Origin of the sequence: Methanolobus tindarius DSM 2278, from assembly GCF_000504205.1 — an archaeon.
Taxonomy (GTDB): domain Archaea; phylum Halobacteriota; class Methanosarcinia; order Methanosarcinales; family Methanosarcinaceae; genus Methanolobus; species Methanolobus tindarius.
In genome coordinates this window covers 1,271,581-1,288,339 of sequence record NZ_AZAJ01000001.1, presented here as the reverse complement: position 1 = coordinate 1,288,339, position 16,759 = coordinate 1,271,581, and the positions used below count along the sequence as shown (strand labels likewise).

15 protein-coding genes and 1 tRNA gene are annotated in these 16,759 nt (G+C 39.4%); 11 read left to right on the top strand and 5 right to left on the bottom strand.

Annotated elements, in window-relative coordinates:
• Window positions 1-39 precede the first annotated feature (39 nt).
• The gene (locus tag METTI_RS06310; RefSeq protein WP_048135228.1) at window positions 40-1,224 is read right to left on the bottom strand and encodes a redox-regulated ATPase YchF; all 1,185 of its coding nucleotides are present in this window, start codon (window positions 1,222-1,224) and stop codon (window positions 40-42) included.
• 126 nt (window positions 1,225-1,350) lie between these two features.
• Between METTI_RS06310 and METTI_RS06305 the strand changes: the two genes are divergently transcribed.
• Window positions 1,351-1,422 (top strand) — tRNA-Arg (locus METTI_RS06305).
• 227 nt (window positions 1,423-1,649) lie between these two features.
• Here the strand turns inward: METTI_RS06305 and METTI_RS06300 are convergent.
• Window positions 1,650-2,135 carry a hypothetical protein gene (locus METTI_RS06300; RefSeq protein ID WP_023844988.1) on the bottom strand — a complete coding sequence of 162 codons (486 nt, stop codon included), beginning with the start codon at window positions 2,133-2,135 and terminating at the stop codon, window positions 1,650-1,652.
• A 379-nt stretch (window positions 2,136-2,514) separates the two neighbouring features.
• Between METTI_RS06300 and METTI_RS06295 the strand changes: the two genes are divergently transcribed.
• Window positions 2,515-3,378 (top strand): hypothetical protein, encoded by an 864-nt coding sequence (locus METTI_RS06295; RefSeq protein WP_023844987.1) that lies wholly within the window; start codon window positions 2,515-2,517, stop codon window positions 3,376-3,378.
• A gap of 139 nt (window positions 3,379-3,517) precedes the next feature.
• On the opposite strand, the gene METTI_RS06290 is transcribed toward METTI_RS06295, so the two are convergent.
• On the bottom strand, window positions 3,518-3,778 hold the full coding sequence (locus METTI_RS06290; protein WP_023844986.1) for a hypothetical protein: 261 nt from the start codon (window positions 3,776-3,778) through the stop codon (window positions 3,518-3,520).
• 129 nt (window positions 3,779-3,907) lie between these two features.
• Between METTI_RS06290 and METTI_RS06285 the strand changes: the two genes are divergently transcribed.
• The 4 genes from METTI_RS06285 (at window position 3,908) to METTI_RS06270 (ending at window position 10,465) form a co-directional block, all read left to right on the top strand.
• On the top strand, window positions 3,908-4,711 hold the full coding sequence (locus METTI_RS06285; protein ID WP_023844985.1) for a hypothetical protein: 804 nt from the start codon (window positions 3,908-3,910) through the stop codon (window positions 4,709-4,711).
• Between the two features lie 378 nt (window positions 4,712-5,089).
• Window positions 5,090-7,603 carry a PGF-pre-PGF domain-containing protein gene (locus METTI_RS06280; protein WP_048135224.1) on the top strand — a complete coding sequence of 838 codons (2,514 nt, stop codon included), beginning with the start codon at window positions 5,090-5,092 and terminating at the stop codon, window positions 7,601-7,603.
• 239 nt (window positions 7,604-7,842) lie between these two features.
• The gene (locus tag METTI_RS06275) at window positions 7,843-8,733 is read left to right on the top strand and encodes a ribonuclease HI family protein (RefSeq protein ID WP_048135223.1); all 891 of its coding nucleotides are present in this window, start codon (window positions 7,843-7,845) and stop codon (window positions 8,731-8,733) included.
• Between the two features lie 226 nt (window positions 8,734-8,959).
• Entirely contained in the window at window positions 8,960-10,465 is a 1,506-nt protein-coding gene (locus tag METTI_RS06270; RefSeq protein ID WP_023844982.1) for a tetrathionate reductase family octaheme c-type cytochrome, read from the top strand.
• Window positions 10,466-10,572: 107 nt separating this feature from the next.
• On the opposite strand, the gene METTI_RS06265 is transcribed toward METTI_RS06270, so the two are convergent.
• Together METTI_RS06265 and METTI_RS06260 are read right to left on the bottom strand one after the other, a co-directional pair.
• Window positions 10,573-10,863, bottom strand: a complete 291-nt coding sequence (locus METTI_RS06265; RefSeq protein WP_023844981.1) for a hypothetical protein — start codon at window positions 10,861-10,863, stop codon at window positions 10,573-10,575.
• A gap of 88 nt (window positions 10,864-10,951) precedes the next feature.
• Entirely contained in the window at window positions 10,952-11,794 is an 843-nt protein-coding gene (locus METTI_RS06260; RefSeq protein ID WP_048135222.1) for an SdrD B-like domain-containing protein, read from the bottom strand.
• Between the two features lie 417 nt (window positions 11,795-12,211).
• On the opposite strand from METTI_RS06260, the gene METTI_RS15730 reads away from it, so the two are divergent.
• The 5 genes from METTI_RS15730 to METTI_RS06240 all read left to right on the top strand — a co-directional run bounded on the left by METTI_RS15730 (window position 12,212) and on the right by METTI_RS06240 (window position 16,758).
• Window positions 12,212-12,367: a hypothetical protein gene (locus tag METTI_RS15730; protein ID WP_023844979.1), complete on the top strand. Its 156-nt coding sequence runs from the start codon at window positions 12,212-12,214 to the stop codon at window positions 12,365-12,367.
• 317 nt (window positions 12,368-12,684) lie between these two features.
• The gene (locus tag METTI_RS06255; RefSeq protein ID WP_023844978.1) at window positions 12,685-13,677 is read left to right on the top strand and encodes an aspartate-semialdehyde dehydrogenase; all 993 of its coding nucleotides are present in this window, start codon (window positions 12,685-12,687) and stop codon (window positions 13,675-13,677) included.
• Between the two features lie 131 nt (window positions 13,678-13,808).
• On the top strand, window positions 13,809-14,225 hold the full coding sequence (locus METTI_RS06250) for a hypothetical protein (protein WP_023844977.1): 417 nt from the start codon (window positions 13,809-13,811) through the stop codon (window positions 14,223-14,225).
• Window positions 14,226-14,434: 209 nt separating this feature from the next.
• Window positions 14,435-16,048, top strand: a complete 1,614-nt coding sequence (gene thsA, locus METTI_RS06245) for a thermosome subunit alpha (protein WP_023844976.1) — start codon at window positions 14,435-14,437, stop codon at window positions 16,046-16,048.
• Window positions 16,049-16,203: 155 nt separating this feature from the next.
• On the top strand, window positions 16,204-16,758 hold the full coding sequence (locus tag METTI_RS06240; protein ID WP_023844975.1) for a biotin transporter BioY: 555 nt from the start codon (window positions 16,204-16,206) through the stop codon (window positions 16,756-16,758).
• The last annotated feature ends 1 nt before the right edge of the window (window position 16,759 follow it).

The following is a 16,759-nucleotide window of genomic DNA, read 5'->3' as shown; positions in this document are numbered from 1 at the left end:
CTGTATTGTTCTTAATATTATTTCAAATGTGGTTTGGACTTATTTTGCAGTGGAGACTATCTTGACAACATCGCCATCATTGAGTTCGTGTTTTTCACCAAGACGCATCTTTGTTTTTGCATCAACTGCGTAGAGGAAACGGTCTCCGATATCTGAGTGAACCCTGTATGCAAGGTCATGTGCATTTGACCCTTTTTTCATGAGGAATGCATCAGGCAGCATGCGCCCGTTCTTGTCGGTCCACTTGCCTTCATCCTCTACGGGATAGACGATGATAAGGTCAAGAAGGTCGAATACTGCGCTGTTTATGCACCTCTGCACGCCTGTACCTTCTGTTTTCTGTATGAGCATGCGTACGTTCTCAAGTCCTTTTTTCTGCGCAGGGCTAAGTTCTTCTGAGACGATGGTAAAGTCTTTGTCCCCTGGCTCGTATTTGATTGCCTGGCCTTTGGATGCGGAACGAAGTGCAAGCTCTGCGGCTGCGCTTGTCGGCACTACTATCTGCTCAAGTGCCTGTAGATTTGTGATATTCTCAGGTGGTGCTACGTCCATTTTGTTTGCAGCGATTATCATTGGTTTGCTCAGGGAACGGATGACGTCACAGAAATGAACTATGTCTTCTTCGGACCACTTGGTGAGGTGGTTCCTGTCCAGTTTGCATTGGTTAAGCGCTTCACTGATGTGCTGCTCGTTAACTCCTGCTCCCATGAGCTGTTCGGCAAGTATATGCTCGATGTTAAGTCCTTCTGCCTGTATCTTGCGTGACAGTTTTGTCCAGTTCCTCATGATGATGCTGTGGATCCACATTGTGAGCTCGTGGTTGAGAAAATCGATATCTCCGAGCGGGTCGTGGTCTCCAACATCTCCCGGATTGCCTTCAATATCTGTTGCACCGGAGGCGTCTATTACGTGAATGATGGCCTGTGCCTGACGGAGATCGTCAAGGAAGGTGTTACCAAGTCCACGTCCCTGGTGTGCGTCAGGAACAAGTCCGGCTACGTCTATAAGTTCAATTGGCACGTAACGTATGCCGTCACTGCAGTTGCCACAGCGTTTGTCACGGCTGACGCATGGGCATTCTGCTTTTACGTATGTGACTCCTTTGTTAGCATGGATAGTTGTGAATGGATAATTTGCAATTTCGACGTCTGCAAGTGTTGCAGCCTTGAAGAATGTGGATTTGCCTGCATTTGGCTTTCCTGCAAGTCCTATTGTCATCGACATGATTAGTAATCATTCTTGCAGCATTTAACTTTTATTGATTGCACACGTACATTTTTAAGCTTACATGTCCTTCCTATTATCAATAATCTTTATATGCCAGAAAGACATTAGTGCATGAACCCCAATGTCCCGGTAGGGTAGCGGATATCCTTGAGGCCTGCGGAGCCTTAGACCCGAGTTCAAGTCTCGGTCGGGACGCTTTTTTCTTATTGTTCTGTGAAGGTTTGAGTTTTTACTAGCTTCGTCTCTTTATTCTCTGCTATAAGTGTGGTATGATACTTACTGTCAGGATGCTAACGATGTTGAGAAGAAATGCTCTGATATTGCTATGGCTTTAATGGAGCTTGTAAGGAAGGATATTGAAACTGCGACGGTGTTGAAAGGAATAAAATGGAATAAATTAAAGATATTAGGACTATTGATGTTTACCAATTTGAAAATAGTTGTAATGTAATGTATATTCCAAAGGAAAGCATACCGAAAATAAATGTGTAATACGATATTTTCAAGTATTTAGATATATGGTAATTCATTTTATTATTTTCATTACAACTTTCAATATATTCTTTTATCAAATAATCTAAAATCTCCTCCGTTATCATGGATTGATTAGATTTGACCATAAACTCCTTTATATCATATCCTGAATGCCATAGTCTTACTTTAAGCACTGTAGCACTGGCAACTATTGTTACAAATAGAAGGAAAAATCCAAGGCCAAGGGAAATTATTCCAAAATGACTGATTTGTTCTACGTTTGAAAAGATTACTGTTCCTATTGTAAAAATAATACCAACAAAACCAATTAGGCTTGTTGCTTTTCTTTCTATGTCTCGTGTATTGTCCCAGTGGAAATCAAACATATTTTTTATTGCTTCATAAATGCAGCATTTTCTATTAATTTCATCCATGATATATTTTATATACTTATGTATCTTTAAATTTATTCCTCAAGCTGCTTTACATTATTCAAACAGTATGCATTATAACGATAGGTTCAATTAATATGATAACTGCTTATTCAATTATTGGATATTACTCTCCTAATTAATCCAACTATAATAAGTATCATATTGAAAATGTGCCTATGCGTCCCCAAAAGCGGCGCTTTTATCTCTTGCCTTTGCCTTGGTACAATAGTCAGTATTCTAAAATGATTCCGTATTGGCTTTGAAAACTATTAATTACTAATTTTGTTAAAATTAGTAATTACATCACTATTAATCAGTGATCGACTTATTTCCCCGCTCCCAAAAACCTATCTACTTTTAACTCATAATATAATTTACAATGTTCGAGTCACTGAAATCCCGTGTTGAGCCTTTAATTTCCACACATTTGTTTGCTGCAAACTGGAAAATATGGGACTGGGTGTTTTTCTTTATGGTGGTGCCGGGGCTGCTTTTAGTCATATTTGAACTTCCGGTTGGGATAAAAGAAGCGTATTTCATATTGAATCCTTCTGAGATAACGGTTTACTCGTTCTTCCTTTCAAACTATACGCACAGCAACCTGTCACACTTTACAGGAAATCTAATCTCTTATCTAGCTGCATGTTTTCTGATATTTAATTTTGAGACCAACAAGAGCAGTTTCCGCTTTTATTCCATGTTCATGTTCCTGCTTTTACCCTGGATAATATCGGCAGTATCCATTGAAATGATAGGCCTTCAGACAACGTATCAGGGATTTTCAGGACTCGTCAGCTCCATGTTTGGCTACCTGACATACGCCATCTACAAATTCCTGCATAAATTCTGTTGCAAGCACATGAATCTCACATTCCTGTTCCTGATAATCGTAATGAATCTCATATTAGTTCTTACGAATATCTCCGCTCAAACATTTCAGTACTCACTCATAATAACATTCGCCCTGATACTCGTTTTCATGCAAAAAGATGTCATAATCGAAGTTATTCAGACACGCTTTGATATCAGGAAATGGCTGGAAAGAATTCCTCATCTCCAGAAAACCTATCTTCTAATGGTATTTCTAGCTGCCATAAATTTCCTGTTCATACTTCCTGATCTGGTGCCACAGGAAGTCATGCATAACGGAGCCTACGTAAATTCAGTAGGTCATTATACTGGCTACTTTTTCGGAATATTTGTTCCAATACTCATTGGATTCTGCTCGAAAAAACTGGAATAAGTATTACACAAAATCGCAATAAACACCGAACAAAAAACAGCAAACAAAGTAACGCTGCAAGTCTAAAAGTTAAACTACCTGCAGCATCCACATTAGTCTTCTACCGGAATCATTTCTAAAGCATTCAAATATCTATATCTTAGTTCATAAAAAGAAGCTCTTTGAGCTTGCTGACAAAAGTTTCATTGGGACGGTTTTCGCACTTCTCCTTAAACTGCAAGAGAAGAGTCTGAATCCGGGCAGGAGGGTGGTTGTCGTAAAGCTGCTGCATAGCCGAAGAAATACATTCATAGCGACATGGAGTACAACAATGATCCATGTCATCCTGAATCAAAGCTATGTGCCTCTCGGTTTTCTCATAGCTATGTTTTTTCATATCTATCGATACGAAATCTGGCATATTATAAACCTCCAATAATAAGATTTGTTTGTGTCTATTTATGTTTTGTGCATTTGATGCGCGCTAACAAAGCTACACAGTAATCTTTCTTTACGTTTGTTTATATACGATTTTTTCCATTCTCTTATTATGGAAAGTCCGGATATTCAAACATGCATTGAAGAAGCTGAAAAGCTCGAAAAAATGTATATGGATCTTCTGGACGGTACAAACCAGAGAAGGATGAAACGTATTGACGACGGTTCAACAGGCATGCAAAACGTCGAATACCGGATTTGCGTGATAAACTCCAAAAACAAGCTTCTTCAAAGCACCCTCCTTGAAAAATACAACTTATGGTACGAAGACAGCAAGCAGCTTATCCGGAAATATGCAGGCCATATAAGGAATGATAAATACGAATCTTTCACAGGATTATATGACAGGATAGTAAGTCTCATAAATCTGGAAGACACCATCAGGAAGTCCAACGAACGAAATCATCTGAGAAAGGAATTCATTGCCTGTTTTGATTCTCAGGTAAGTCTTCTTCATTCGATAAAGCCAATGGTTGCTTCAAACCGATATTTCCAACAAAAAACACATACTATAGACAATTTAGTATTAGATCTTGAAAAAGCTGAGAGTCTATGTGAACAGGGACTTGCAAGTTCTGCTTATGATATCGCTTCTTATGTCCTAGAGGGATATGTCAAAACATATTGTGCAGTGAATAGGCTGGAAACCAGTCCGGATGAATCAATTATTGAAGTAGCTCAGATGCTTCATGACTCAAGTTCTGTGAATGATGTTGATAGTCAGTTCCTCCGAACTATCAGGATTTATATGACTCTCAAAGATGAGTGTTCAAAGTCTGATAGTCAATTAGACCTTGATGTTGTGCGGGATTTTATTGATAAAATTCGGGAAATAACTTTTTTGGTATTTTGGTAGTTAGAGCAAAGCTGACTTATTAATCCTGGATACATTTTTAAAATCTTGTTTCATCGGATTGGAATTTCTTCTTATCCATCATTTATATTCAAATGCAGTAAGAACCAGCATGGTTATATTCATCTTTAAATATTATTAGAGTTATAATAGAATAGGTGTCGATTATTCTACGATATGTGTAGTGTAAAACTTCATATTCTGGAATAAGTGGCTGGATATCATTTATACTTAAGAGGGATTGCTATGTATGGTATATTATCCATTATTAACCACAAAAAATCATCGAGTAAAATGTCACTGGTAACTGATTATTTATCTATCAGATCATTGGCATTATGTATAGTATTTATAGGAATCATACTATGTTCTTGTCTTTTAGTGTCTACCACTCCGTGGGTGGGCTCTACTTTAACCAACGTTTCCTATGTAGAACAGGAAGGGTGGAAAAAGCTTGACACTGAAGTAACCGTATCTTCAACAACAGATAACTTCACCGATGGTTATCTAATAGTAAATATAACTGATAATTCTAGTAGTTACGATGCTTTAAGGGTTGTGAGCAATAGTTCGCTGAATGTAAGTGGAAATGCTCTCTATTGGGATGGTAATCGTATAGGTACCATTGACAATACATATGATGGTTCAAACGGAATCTTAAGAATTGATTTTAATGCTGTTGCACCATTATCAAATTCGAACTTTGAGACCGGGGACCTTTCAAACTGGATTATTAATGATTCATATACTGGTGTAACAGCTCAGGAATGGGTTGAGAGTCCAGCAGATGATGACGATGTTCCAGATGGGAATGTAGATGCAGACCCATTATATGATGATCATCGAGCTAATGACGTTCCTCAAACAGCATCAGTTCAGTCGTCCACGATATATGAAGGAAGCTATGCGCTCAGACTTGATATAGATGGACATGTGGATGGTGGCTATGGAACTGCTCATGGTCCACTGGTCATAAGTACTGGCTTTACGGCTGCTGAAAACGATAGTATAACCCTAAACTGGTATGCAGCAGACTCCGGAGACTGGTACGATGTGTATGGTTTTATATTCAGGGATGATAACAACGACGGAGTATGGGACGATGATGAAGAATATCAGAAATTGTTCCACGATGTAGGCTCAGATACGGGTGGCTGGATTACAACCAGTGCAAATGTTTCATCAAATGTTGCAGGATCAAATGTACGGTTTGCCTTCCTTAATGGTAATTATGATGCCAGTGGTGGACAAGCTATAGGTTCTTATCTCTGCATAGACGGAATTGTTCTTGAGATTAGTAATACAATGGCTGTAAACAACACCATGGTCGAATCTATAATTGAAAATATAGAATACAGCAATGAAGATGATAATCCAGAGGTATTAAAGAACTATAGCATCACTCTCAAAGAAAGTAATTATGATGTTGATTCAAATACGGCAGTAATTAACATTACACCTGTAAATGATGCACCAGGCGTACCTGGCAATATCACCAATCCATTGGATGGATATTCAGTTGCAAGAGGCGACACAATAACTGTAAACTGGGGAAATGCTACAGATCCTGAGAGTGATGAGATTTACTATGATGTCTGGTTCTACAATGGTACATGGACACAGATTGGAAGCATGGTGAACACCAGCAGTATGTCATTCACAATGCCATCTGATAATGTCACAGAAGCCAAATTCAAGGTATATGCCAACGATACGTTGTTAAACTCCTCTGAGGTCAACGTGACATTTGGTATTCTGGATGCTCCGGAATTCACATATACTCCAGCGAACCAGGAACAATTGACTACGTATGATGAAGAACTCAATTTTACAATTGAGAGCACGTTATTATCATCTTTTGAATGGCTTGTAGATGGAAGTCCGATAAGTGGTTCTGGTTTTTCAATTGTTAATACCAGTAATAGCTCTTATTGCCTGATTAACGCCAGTCAATACATAAATGACTCTGATTTCTTCATGGATTCCTACAATATATCGGTTGTAGTAAACAATGCAAGTCTCAGAAGAAACGACACATATTCGTGGGACTGGACTGTTACGGAGTCATCTGCAACTGATGAAGGAGAAGATATATCCTTTATAGTAAACGGGTCTGTGAACACAACTAGTTATGGAAATGAGTCCTATGTAAGGATAAACACAACCTATGATGATGATCTGGATGAGAATGGATTGAATTGCAGTATCACTTTTGTGGAATTCAATACCACAGAAAATCCTTCTGGAATCCTGCTTAAAGTAGAGGTTGTGAACAAAACCAGTATAAATGTATCGGGTGCCGGATTCACACATGATGATGTGTACCAGTATATTGACATAGGTTTCAGCAACGAGACGCTTGTGAACAATGATAGTTATAGCAGGAACATTGAATTCAGGGTATTGGACAAACTCAATGGTGGCAGTCTTGTCATAAATTCAGTTGCTTTGAAACATCTGAAGACAGGTGTGTGGGAAACATATACTCCTACAAAACTATCAGATGATGGCACTTACTCTTATTTCGTTGTTTACAATGTTTCTGGTTTCTCGCCATTTGCAGTTCTAGCAGACTATAGTTCCTCCAGTTCGACAACATCAAATAATGATGATGGATTGCCGTACTATCTGAGGAAGCAATTACTGGAGCAGGCGAGTTCTGAAGAAACAGAAGAAGAGTCTCCTGAAGAACCTGTAAATGCTGAAAGTTCATTTGTTGAAAACAGTGAAAATACAGAGGATATAGATACATATCAGGTCACTTCATCTTCGTCAGGAGATACTATCAAAGATGATGATGGAAATACTTTGACAATGGTCTTTTCAGGAATAATTCTGGTGGCATTCATGTTGTTGCTATTCATCTGGAAAAAAAAGAAAGATGAAGAACAGTAATGTGTTTGACTGAAATTACAGATCCCGCTAATAAAGGGATCTATTTTTTATTTTAAGTGACTCTGGTTTTTCGAAAGCATTTTTCATTACAATTTATCAATAAAACCTTTTTTGCGTCAATTATCTATATACTTCACAATACTTTACCTGGGGCACAGTTATATATTTTTAAGCCAATATAATGTTGCAAGGGTAAATTCCTGTGTACGATTGAAGATACATTCTAAAGTACGATAAACATGGATGCAATAACCTTCGACGGCTCATGCACACCTAATCCGGGAGGATGCATGGGGTTAGGTTGGGTTGTGACCTTGCAAAACAACTCATTCTCAATACTCGGAAACGACCGCCTTGAGAAACAAACCAGCAACAACGCTCTTTTTGCAGAATATCTTGCTCTTAAAAAAGGCATGCTTGAATATGTCAAAGCTGACGGTCAGGGTCCATTGACGGTAATGGGGGACAGTCAAACCGTGATTTACCAGATGCGTGGAATCTATCCGATAATGGATGATGAGATATGGCACATCCATCGTGATATTACCAACATCATCAGGGAATATGAGCTAGACATTCATTTCCGCTGGGTTCCAAGGATGCAGAACAAGCAGGCTGACAGGCTTTCAAAGACCAAACATAAAGTCAGGATTGAATATCCGAACGACCGTGAATTCCTGATTGATGTAAGGAACTCTCCTGCTATTGGCAAACTGAGAAAAAAGATTGCTGTAATGAATGCCACTCCTTTTCCGACAACTGCTATGTATAAACGTCTTCACGTCTCGTCTAAAGATGTCCTTTCAGACAAAGATCTGTTTGAGCTCAGGGAAATGGCAGGAAAGAGAGCTACTAATATGGTAATTGAAACCTTCCCGGGAAAACGTGATAAAAACAAATATTATCAGGCACAAGCTCTTCGGTGGATGCTCAGGGGTCTTGCTGTTGATCTGGCTATTAAAAAGGTGAAGTTTGATATCCGTAACAAGAAAAACGGGAATCAAAATAATAGTACAAAAAAGCCAGAAGCTGTAAAAACCAAAAACAAAGGTTCACAGTCCCAAAAGAAAGCAAGGAATTTATGCAGAGGTGCAAAATACTACCTGAACCGGCAAACTTTTGCATTCTGATTATTTCTTTTTACTTTTCACCTGTATTTCTTTTTGTTACCTCTTTTCTTTTAATTTAATATCTAAATGATACTGTGTTAACAGTGTGTAACTGCTGGCAATTTGCAGTATTTCCCTGTATTTATATATTGATACTTTTCACCTTTATATACTAAGAAGGTTGGCTTATATATTAAGTAAAAGGGGGTAAACCATTAAACACAATATCCTTATTGGGTTTTATTGTTTGCTGGCTTGTGTTATAGTCCTGTCCTTTTCGTCTTCTGCTTCGTATCTGAATCACTCATTCCTTACGGGGCCCTATGAAAACGGACCGGATGTGACTGCGGATTGTATTTCATGTCACTCGCAACAGGCTGCAGACATGCTCAACTCAACTCACTGGCTCTGGACAACATGTTCAGAATGCTGTGGAGACGAAGCATATGGAGGGCTTGGTAAGCGCACAGTAATCAACAATTTCTGTGTTGCCATCGCTTCAAATGAACCACGTTGTACTTCCTGTCACACCGGATATGGATGGGAAGATGATACTTTTGACTTCACAAATGAATCGAACATAGACTGTGTAGTATGTCACGAGACCACAGGCACCTATGTAAAAATACCAACTGGTGCAGGAGCAGTTGATCCTTCTGTTGATCTTGTAGCTGTAGCTCAGAGTGTTGGTAGTCCGTCACGTGATACCTGTGGAGGTAGCTGTCACTTCTTTGGTGGCGGTGGAGATAATGTAAAGCATGGTGACATGTCATCTGCATTGCTTGATCCTTCAAGAGAACTTGATGTCCACATGGGTGGTATGGACTTTGATTGCCAGAATTGCCACAAGACAACGGCACATAATATAGCAGGAAGATTTGCAGGTGTACCAGGATCTGAATGCAGGGTAGAATGTACTGATTGTCACGGAGACACACCTCATCAGGGTGTTTTCAAAGACAGGCTTGATGGTCATTCTGATTCCATAGCATGTCAGACATGCCATATACCGGAATTTGCCCGTGAAGTACCGACAAAAATGTACTGGGACTGGTCACAGGCAGGTCAGGATATAGATCCTATTCCAACGGATGAATATGGTAAAGCTACTTATGACAAGAAGAAAGGCTCATTCGTATGGGGAATGAATGTCACACCGACCTATTTGTGGTTCAATGGCAGTTTTGACAAGTACTACCTTGGAGATGAGGTCGATCCCGATGGTGTCACAGTTCTGACACTTCCACTTGGAGATCGGTATGACCGTGATTCCAAGATATATCCGTTCAAGATCCACATTGCAAAACAGATTAGTGATGCACAGTACAATTATCTTATAATTCCAGACCTGTTTGGAGGAGAGAACTCCTACTGGGCCAGCTATGACTGGGATAAAGCAGCCAGAGCAGGAATGGAATATGTGGATGTGCCATACAGTGGTCAGTACGAATTTGTGGAGACTTCATTATATGAAAGTATAAACCACGAAGTAGCTCCTAAAGAAGACGCTCTTCAGTGTAAAGAGTGCCATCTGGATGATGGTGTCATGGACTTTGCAGCTCTTGGTTATGAGGGAGACCCAATGATCGTGGGTGAGAGGTTCATGTCAGAAGAGGAGATCGAAGAGATAGAATCTATGGATACTGAAACCACGGAATCAGGAACCGAAAGCTCAGAATCAAGTCCTGGATTTGAGTTCTTTGTAGGTGTGTTCGGTCTAATTGCCGCAGTGCTGATACTAAAGTGCAAATAAGGAATAAACAAATTTACTTTTGGTGTGATTTGCCACACCATCTCTTTTTATTTTTGATTCGTCTGAATAAAATAATTGTTTTCAGAAATATTGCTTATGTCTTTCTTTCAATTAGTCATGAGCAACAAAGCAATAAAAGCAGCAATTCCCAGCAGGAAAACACAGCTTAAAACCAGAAGTATCTTATTTCTCTGGTCTTCATCTTCTGGTGCCAGTGGCAATGGTTCCGGATTATATTTCTTTTCCAGATACCACCCCACTCCAAGACCCAGAACAATTCCTATTGCCGGTCCAATGGCGAAGATTCCCAACACCATTCCAATGGGGATACCAAGTGGCAGACCTATGAGCATACCGGCTGCTACAAAATGACCTTTTGGATATCTTTTTTCCTGCATGGTCTAAAGTCAATGATCAAATGTATAAATATTCTGCTATGCAGGTTATTCAATAACAAAAATTAAAAAAGAAAGGAATGAGTAATAATTACTCTTTCCTGCGTCCGAAGACAAATGCAAGTCCAACGATTGCAAGCATTGGGATTGCTACTGTTGGGAATTCAGGGATTTCCTGCTCAGTACTATGCAGACCTGCATCAACAACATTGTAATAATCTCCGGCATTGAGTGTGAAGCAACTTGTAACACCACCGGTTTCGGCATCACTGTCTTCATCTTCATCGCCCTGGTTTGCCGTGGTGAATACATATCCAGAAGGGCTTACAAACTGAATATAATAGCTTCCGGCTTCAAGGTCATCAAATTCATAATATCCGTCTTTGTCGGTCTCTGTTGTATTTACCAGCTCCCCTTCACAGGTATAGAGTTTAACGGTAACTCCTTCCATACCAATCTCGCCACTTTCCTGTAAACCATTGAGGTTCAGGTCATTCCATACATAGTTACCTACACCAGCAGGTTCCGGAGTTGGTTCACAGTACATTCCAGCATCCACTGTACATATATCTCGAGATACCGTTATACAGTCTGTTTTTCCGTTTGTGTAAGCATCACTGTCATAGCGAGAATCTGTCTTGTCTTTCGGACTGAATGTGTAATCTTCCGGAAGCACAAATAAGACATAGTAGTCACCGCGCTCCACATTTTCAAACTTGTAATATCCTCTTGAGTTTGTTGTTGTACTTTCTACGAAAGTATTGTCACATTTGTACAGCTTTACAGTAACATCTGGTATTCCTGGTTCTGCAAAACAGTGTTTTTTGTAGTCCCAGTCCTGTGCACCATTTTTATCAAGGTCATTCCAGACTCTGTCACCTATTTTATATTTATGTTCACTTACACAAGCTGAAGCTTGCACTCCTAGCATCATTAAAATTACCATCGCCACAAAGGCGACTCTGGTAAATTTAAAAACAAAGTTACTTTTATTCAAATATGTTATCATATTTTAACCACCATGATAGTATATACTACCATGTATCCCTTGAAAAACAAGCTATTTATAAATTTTTAATAAAGTCGGTCGGATATTTCTCTAAATGATGATTTTTGGAATAGAATGTTCTTAGTCCAATCAGAATTTGATTTGTGGCAATATGTTTATTTCAAAAAACTGTGCCCTTGGGCGGAGAGTAAAATCACCTGAAACTCTGCTTTTTTCATTTTTTTTCTCCAGTATTTCTATATGCCTATATAGAAACCCGCATCAGAATATTTTTATATAATGAATATAGATAAATCTTAATTATTAAGAATTGCTCTATGAACGTAAATTCGAGGGGAATTTATGAAGAAACAAGATGAAGAAAAGTTTGATGAGTTCAGGGAAATGTTCTGCAGATATATGGAGACAGATGATCTTTCCGAACAGGAATTTGAACTCAGATGCCACATGATAAATTTCGTAAAAACAGCCTGCATACAGACCCTGGTTTCTTATTGAATCATTAATAATGTCCATTACAGGCGTTATCGCCCTTTAACAAAGCAATAGCTATCTACTGTTACAGGAAAATGCTGGCTTTGTGCTTATTTTAGTTTTTCTGCCCTTCTTTTCCTGTTTTTTCGGTTTAAATATTAGTTTTAATCTTAAAACCTGTAAAGCCTTCTAAATATAAACAAGGACAATCTTCATATTACTCAATATATATGATAGTGTCAGAAAAAAGCCGATTTGCAGTAACGATGCAAGTAAATCAGAAACTTATTTAGCTAATTGGTTTTACAGTAAATCCCTGCAATCTGACGGATGATATTATTATGACTTACAAAGTAGGAATTATGGGTGCTACCGGTGCAGTAGGTAGAGAAATTATTGAGGTATTGAACGACAGGAATTTCCCGGTTGAAAAATTAAGGCTCTTTGCCTCGGTAAGAAGTGCTGGCAAAGTCATGGAAACTCCATTCGGTGAGATTACCATTGAAAATGCCGATGAGGCAGATTACTCCGAAATGGACATTGCATTTTTCGCAATCAGTGGTGGATGGAGCAAAGAAAATGCTGAAAAGGCAACCAGTGCAGGGTGCTATGTTATTGATAACAGCAGTGCTTTCAGGTACGACGACAAAGTTCCTCTGGTGGTTCCTGAGATTAATGCAGATGCAATCGGAGATTCAAAACTTATTGCAAACCCGAATTGTACAACAGCAATTGCAGCAATCCCTCTCTATGAACTTCACAAAGCGTACGGTGTAAAAAAGGTTCTTATCAGTACTTATCAGGCTACAAGTGGAGCTGGTGCCGCTGGTATGAGTGAACTTACTGAAGAAACCCGCAATTACCTTGAAGGTAAAGAAGTCGGCAACAAGGTATTCGCTTATCCTATTGCATTCAATGCAATTCCACATATTGACAGTTTCCAGGAGAATGACTACACCCGTGAGGAAATGAAGGTCGTCTGGGAAACAAGGAAGATTTTCTCTGAACCTGAAATGCCAATAAGCTGCACATGTGTAAGAATTCCAACCATGAGGGTGCATGCTGAAAGCATTGTAATTGAAACTGAAAAGCCTGTAAACCCTGATGATGCAAAGAAACTGTTAAGTTCAGTTGAAGGCGTTGAACTTAAGGAAGATATTGCTAACAATGTTTATCCAATGCCAATAACTGCTACAAAGAAATATGATGTGGAAGTTGGCAGAATCAGGCAGAACCTTGTGTTTGGTGACCATGGTCTTGAATTTTTCGTGTGTGGTGACCAGATTCTTAAGGGTGCAGCACTCAATGCAGTGCAGATTGCCGAGAAACTCTGAATTTCATAAGTTATTTAGATTATTTAGCGATGCATTTTTGCATCGTTTCACTTTTTTATTATTGGATGTGGGCAATTCTTATTTGTATTTAGCTCATCTTTTAACCGGGTTTATTTCCCGGGTGTGAAAATATGAGTATGCAGGAGATCAACATATATTTTGAAAAAATAGAAAAGAATATTCTTCAATCCTCTGACATTCCGTTAATTCTTAAAGTATTACGGCAGGACGCAAAAAATGGACTAATTGAGCTTTCTAAGGATGATATTCATCTCTTTCAGGTTTACATGTTCTTTTTCCAGCAACTGGAACTTGCAAAAAATTCCGCATCATCGGATGTTCATGCAGGCGACTGGCGGCAAACAGTTGATGATTTATCATTGCTAAAACAGGTAATGGATGAAATGGAAAAAAGAAAAATTGTAACGACAGTCTCGTGGAATGCAGGTGGAATGGCAATCTTTGATATACCCGATGAAATTATTTACAAGAATCATTTCTATTATATGCTGCTTGCACATTTAAACAAGATTTATGGGAGAAAATAATCTCTCTTCTTTTATTTGATATTATTAAATTTATAGATAAGCCTGTCTTTATTTGTATTCTTATTTTTGTGTTGAAAGTCAAAAATCAAGCAGTTAGCTTTATATAGAACTGCCTGCATTTAGATTGAGCAGTACCATAGAGAGTACTAAAATCAAACTAATGTTTACTTCTAACTTACAGAACGTTATGATTATTAGGAGGTTAAAAATTGGCAGGACAGTCTTACGCTTTAGGGAACAGAAACAAGTCCCGTGCAAGGGATGCACAGAGCATTAACATCCTTGCAGGAAAAGCAGTTGCAAAAGCAGTCAGGACAACACTTGGTCCAAAAGGAATGGACAAGATGCTTGTTGACGGACTTGGAGATATCGTCATCACAAACGATGGTGCTACAATTCTCAAGGAAATGGATATTGAACACCCAGCTGCAAAAATGGTAGTTGAGGTTTCAAAGACACAGGATGATGAGGTCGGTGACGGTACAACAACCGCAGCGGTACTTACGGGAGAACTTCTTACAAAGGCAGAAGAGCTTATGGATAAAGGTGTTCACCCAACAATCATCTCAGCAGGATACAGACATGCAGCAGAAAAGGCTGTTGAGATCCTGAAGACCATCACAATCGACGTTTCCACAGATGACAGGGAAACCCTGATGAAACTGGCAAAGACAGCTCTCACAGGAAAAGCAGCAGGTGAATACAAAGACTTCCTTGCAGAGAAAGCTCTTGATGCGGTACTTTCAGTTGTTGAAGAAACAGAAGAAGGTATCAAGGTAGATGTTGACGATATCACAATCGAAAAGCGTGATGGTGGCAGTATTCTTGACACAGAACTTGTCACAGGTCTTGTGATTGACAAGGAAAGAGTAAGGCCAAACATGCCAAAGAAGATCGAGGATGCAAAGATTCTCCTTGCAAGCTTTGCTATTGAATTCCAGAAGATAGAAAAGAGTGCAGAGATTAAGATTACCTCACCTGATCAGATGAACCTTTTTGTTGAGCAGGAAGAAAAGATGGTCAAGGAAATGGTCGACAAAATAGTTGCAAGCGGTGCAAATGTAGTATTCTGTCAGAAAGGTATCGATGACCTTGCACAGTACTACCTTGAGAAGGCTGGTATCTACGCATGCAGAAGGATCACAAAGAGTGACCTCAAGAAGCTGTCAAAAGCAACCGGTGCAACCCTGTTCCAGGATGTAACTGATATCAGGACAGAAGACCTCGGTGCAGCTGAAGTTGTAGAAGAGCGTGAAATCCACGGCTCAAAGATGACATTCCTGCTTGGATGCAAGGAAGTCAAGACCGCTTCACTCATTCTCCACGGTGGTACAACACACATTGTAGACAGTCTTAAACGTGCACTTAACGATGCACTCTGTGTTATCGGTGTAGCACTGGAAGATAAAAAGATTGTAGCTGGTGGCGGATCACCTGAAATCGAGCTTGCACTCAGACTCAGGGATTATGCAGCAACACTTAAGGGCAGAGAGCAGCTTGCAGTCGGTAAGTTTGCTGAAGCACTTGAGATCATCCCACAGACTCTTGCAGAAAATGCAGGTCTTGACCCAATAGACAAGCTTATTGACCTCCGTGCACAGCACGAGCAGGGTAACAAGAACATGGGTCTTGATGTTTACACCGGAAAGGTTGTAGACATGTATGAGAACAATGTCCTTGAGCCACTCAGAATTAAGACCCAGGCAATTAATGCAGCAACAGAAGCAACAGTAATGATCCTCAGGATCGACGATGTTGTGGCTGCAACCGGCAGAGGCGGCGCAATGCCACCAGGTATGCCACAGCCTGATATGGATATGTAAATCTTTTTTGTGCAGGCTTTTCCTGCACAGCAATTCTATTTTTGCTCTTATTTTCTTTCGCTTGCTTACCATTTCATATAAGATTATTATTTATTGTAAACCAAAGGGCTCTTCCAGTAGTTAACAATATATATTAAAAGCGAATGGTGGTACATATGGAAGAAAATCATTTCCACTATAATGACAGTCACAACATCAAAAAAATGGTTTTTGCCTCTCTTTTTGCTGCTTTGATGGCTGTGGGTGCATATATTGAGATACCTGTGCCCATAAGTCCCGTCCCAATTACATTGCAGACTTTTTTCGTATTACTGACAGGTGCTATATTAGGCGCCAGATGGGGAACAATCAGTGTGCTTGTGTATCTGCTTCTTGGAATTGCAGGTCTGCCTGTATTTTCCGGTGGTAGTTCAGGTCTGGGTATGATCTTTGGTCCAACAGGTGGTTTTCTTATTGGGTTCATGTTTGGGGCTTTTATCATAGGCTATCTGTCCGACCGCTTAGGAACAAAAAATATAGGTCTGAACATTGCTATTATGTTATCAGGACTTCTGGTTATCTATGTTTTCGGAATACTTCAGCTTATGAATGTTGCAGACCTGAGTCTCACACAGGCAATAGCTCTTGGAATGGTGCCATATTTACCCGGTGCGGTTTTGAAACTTATTGCCGCTGCAGTAATTTCCTCCGGATATTCACTTGACAAGTAGC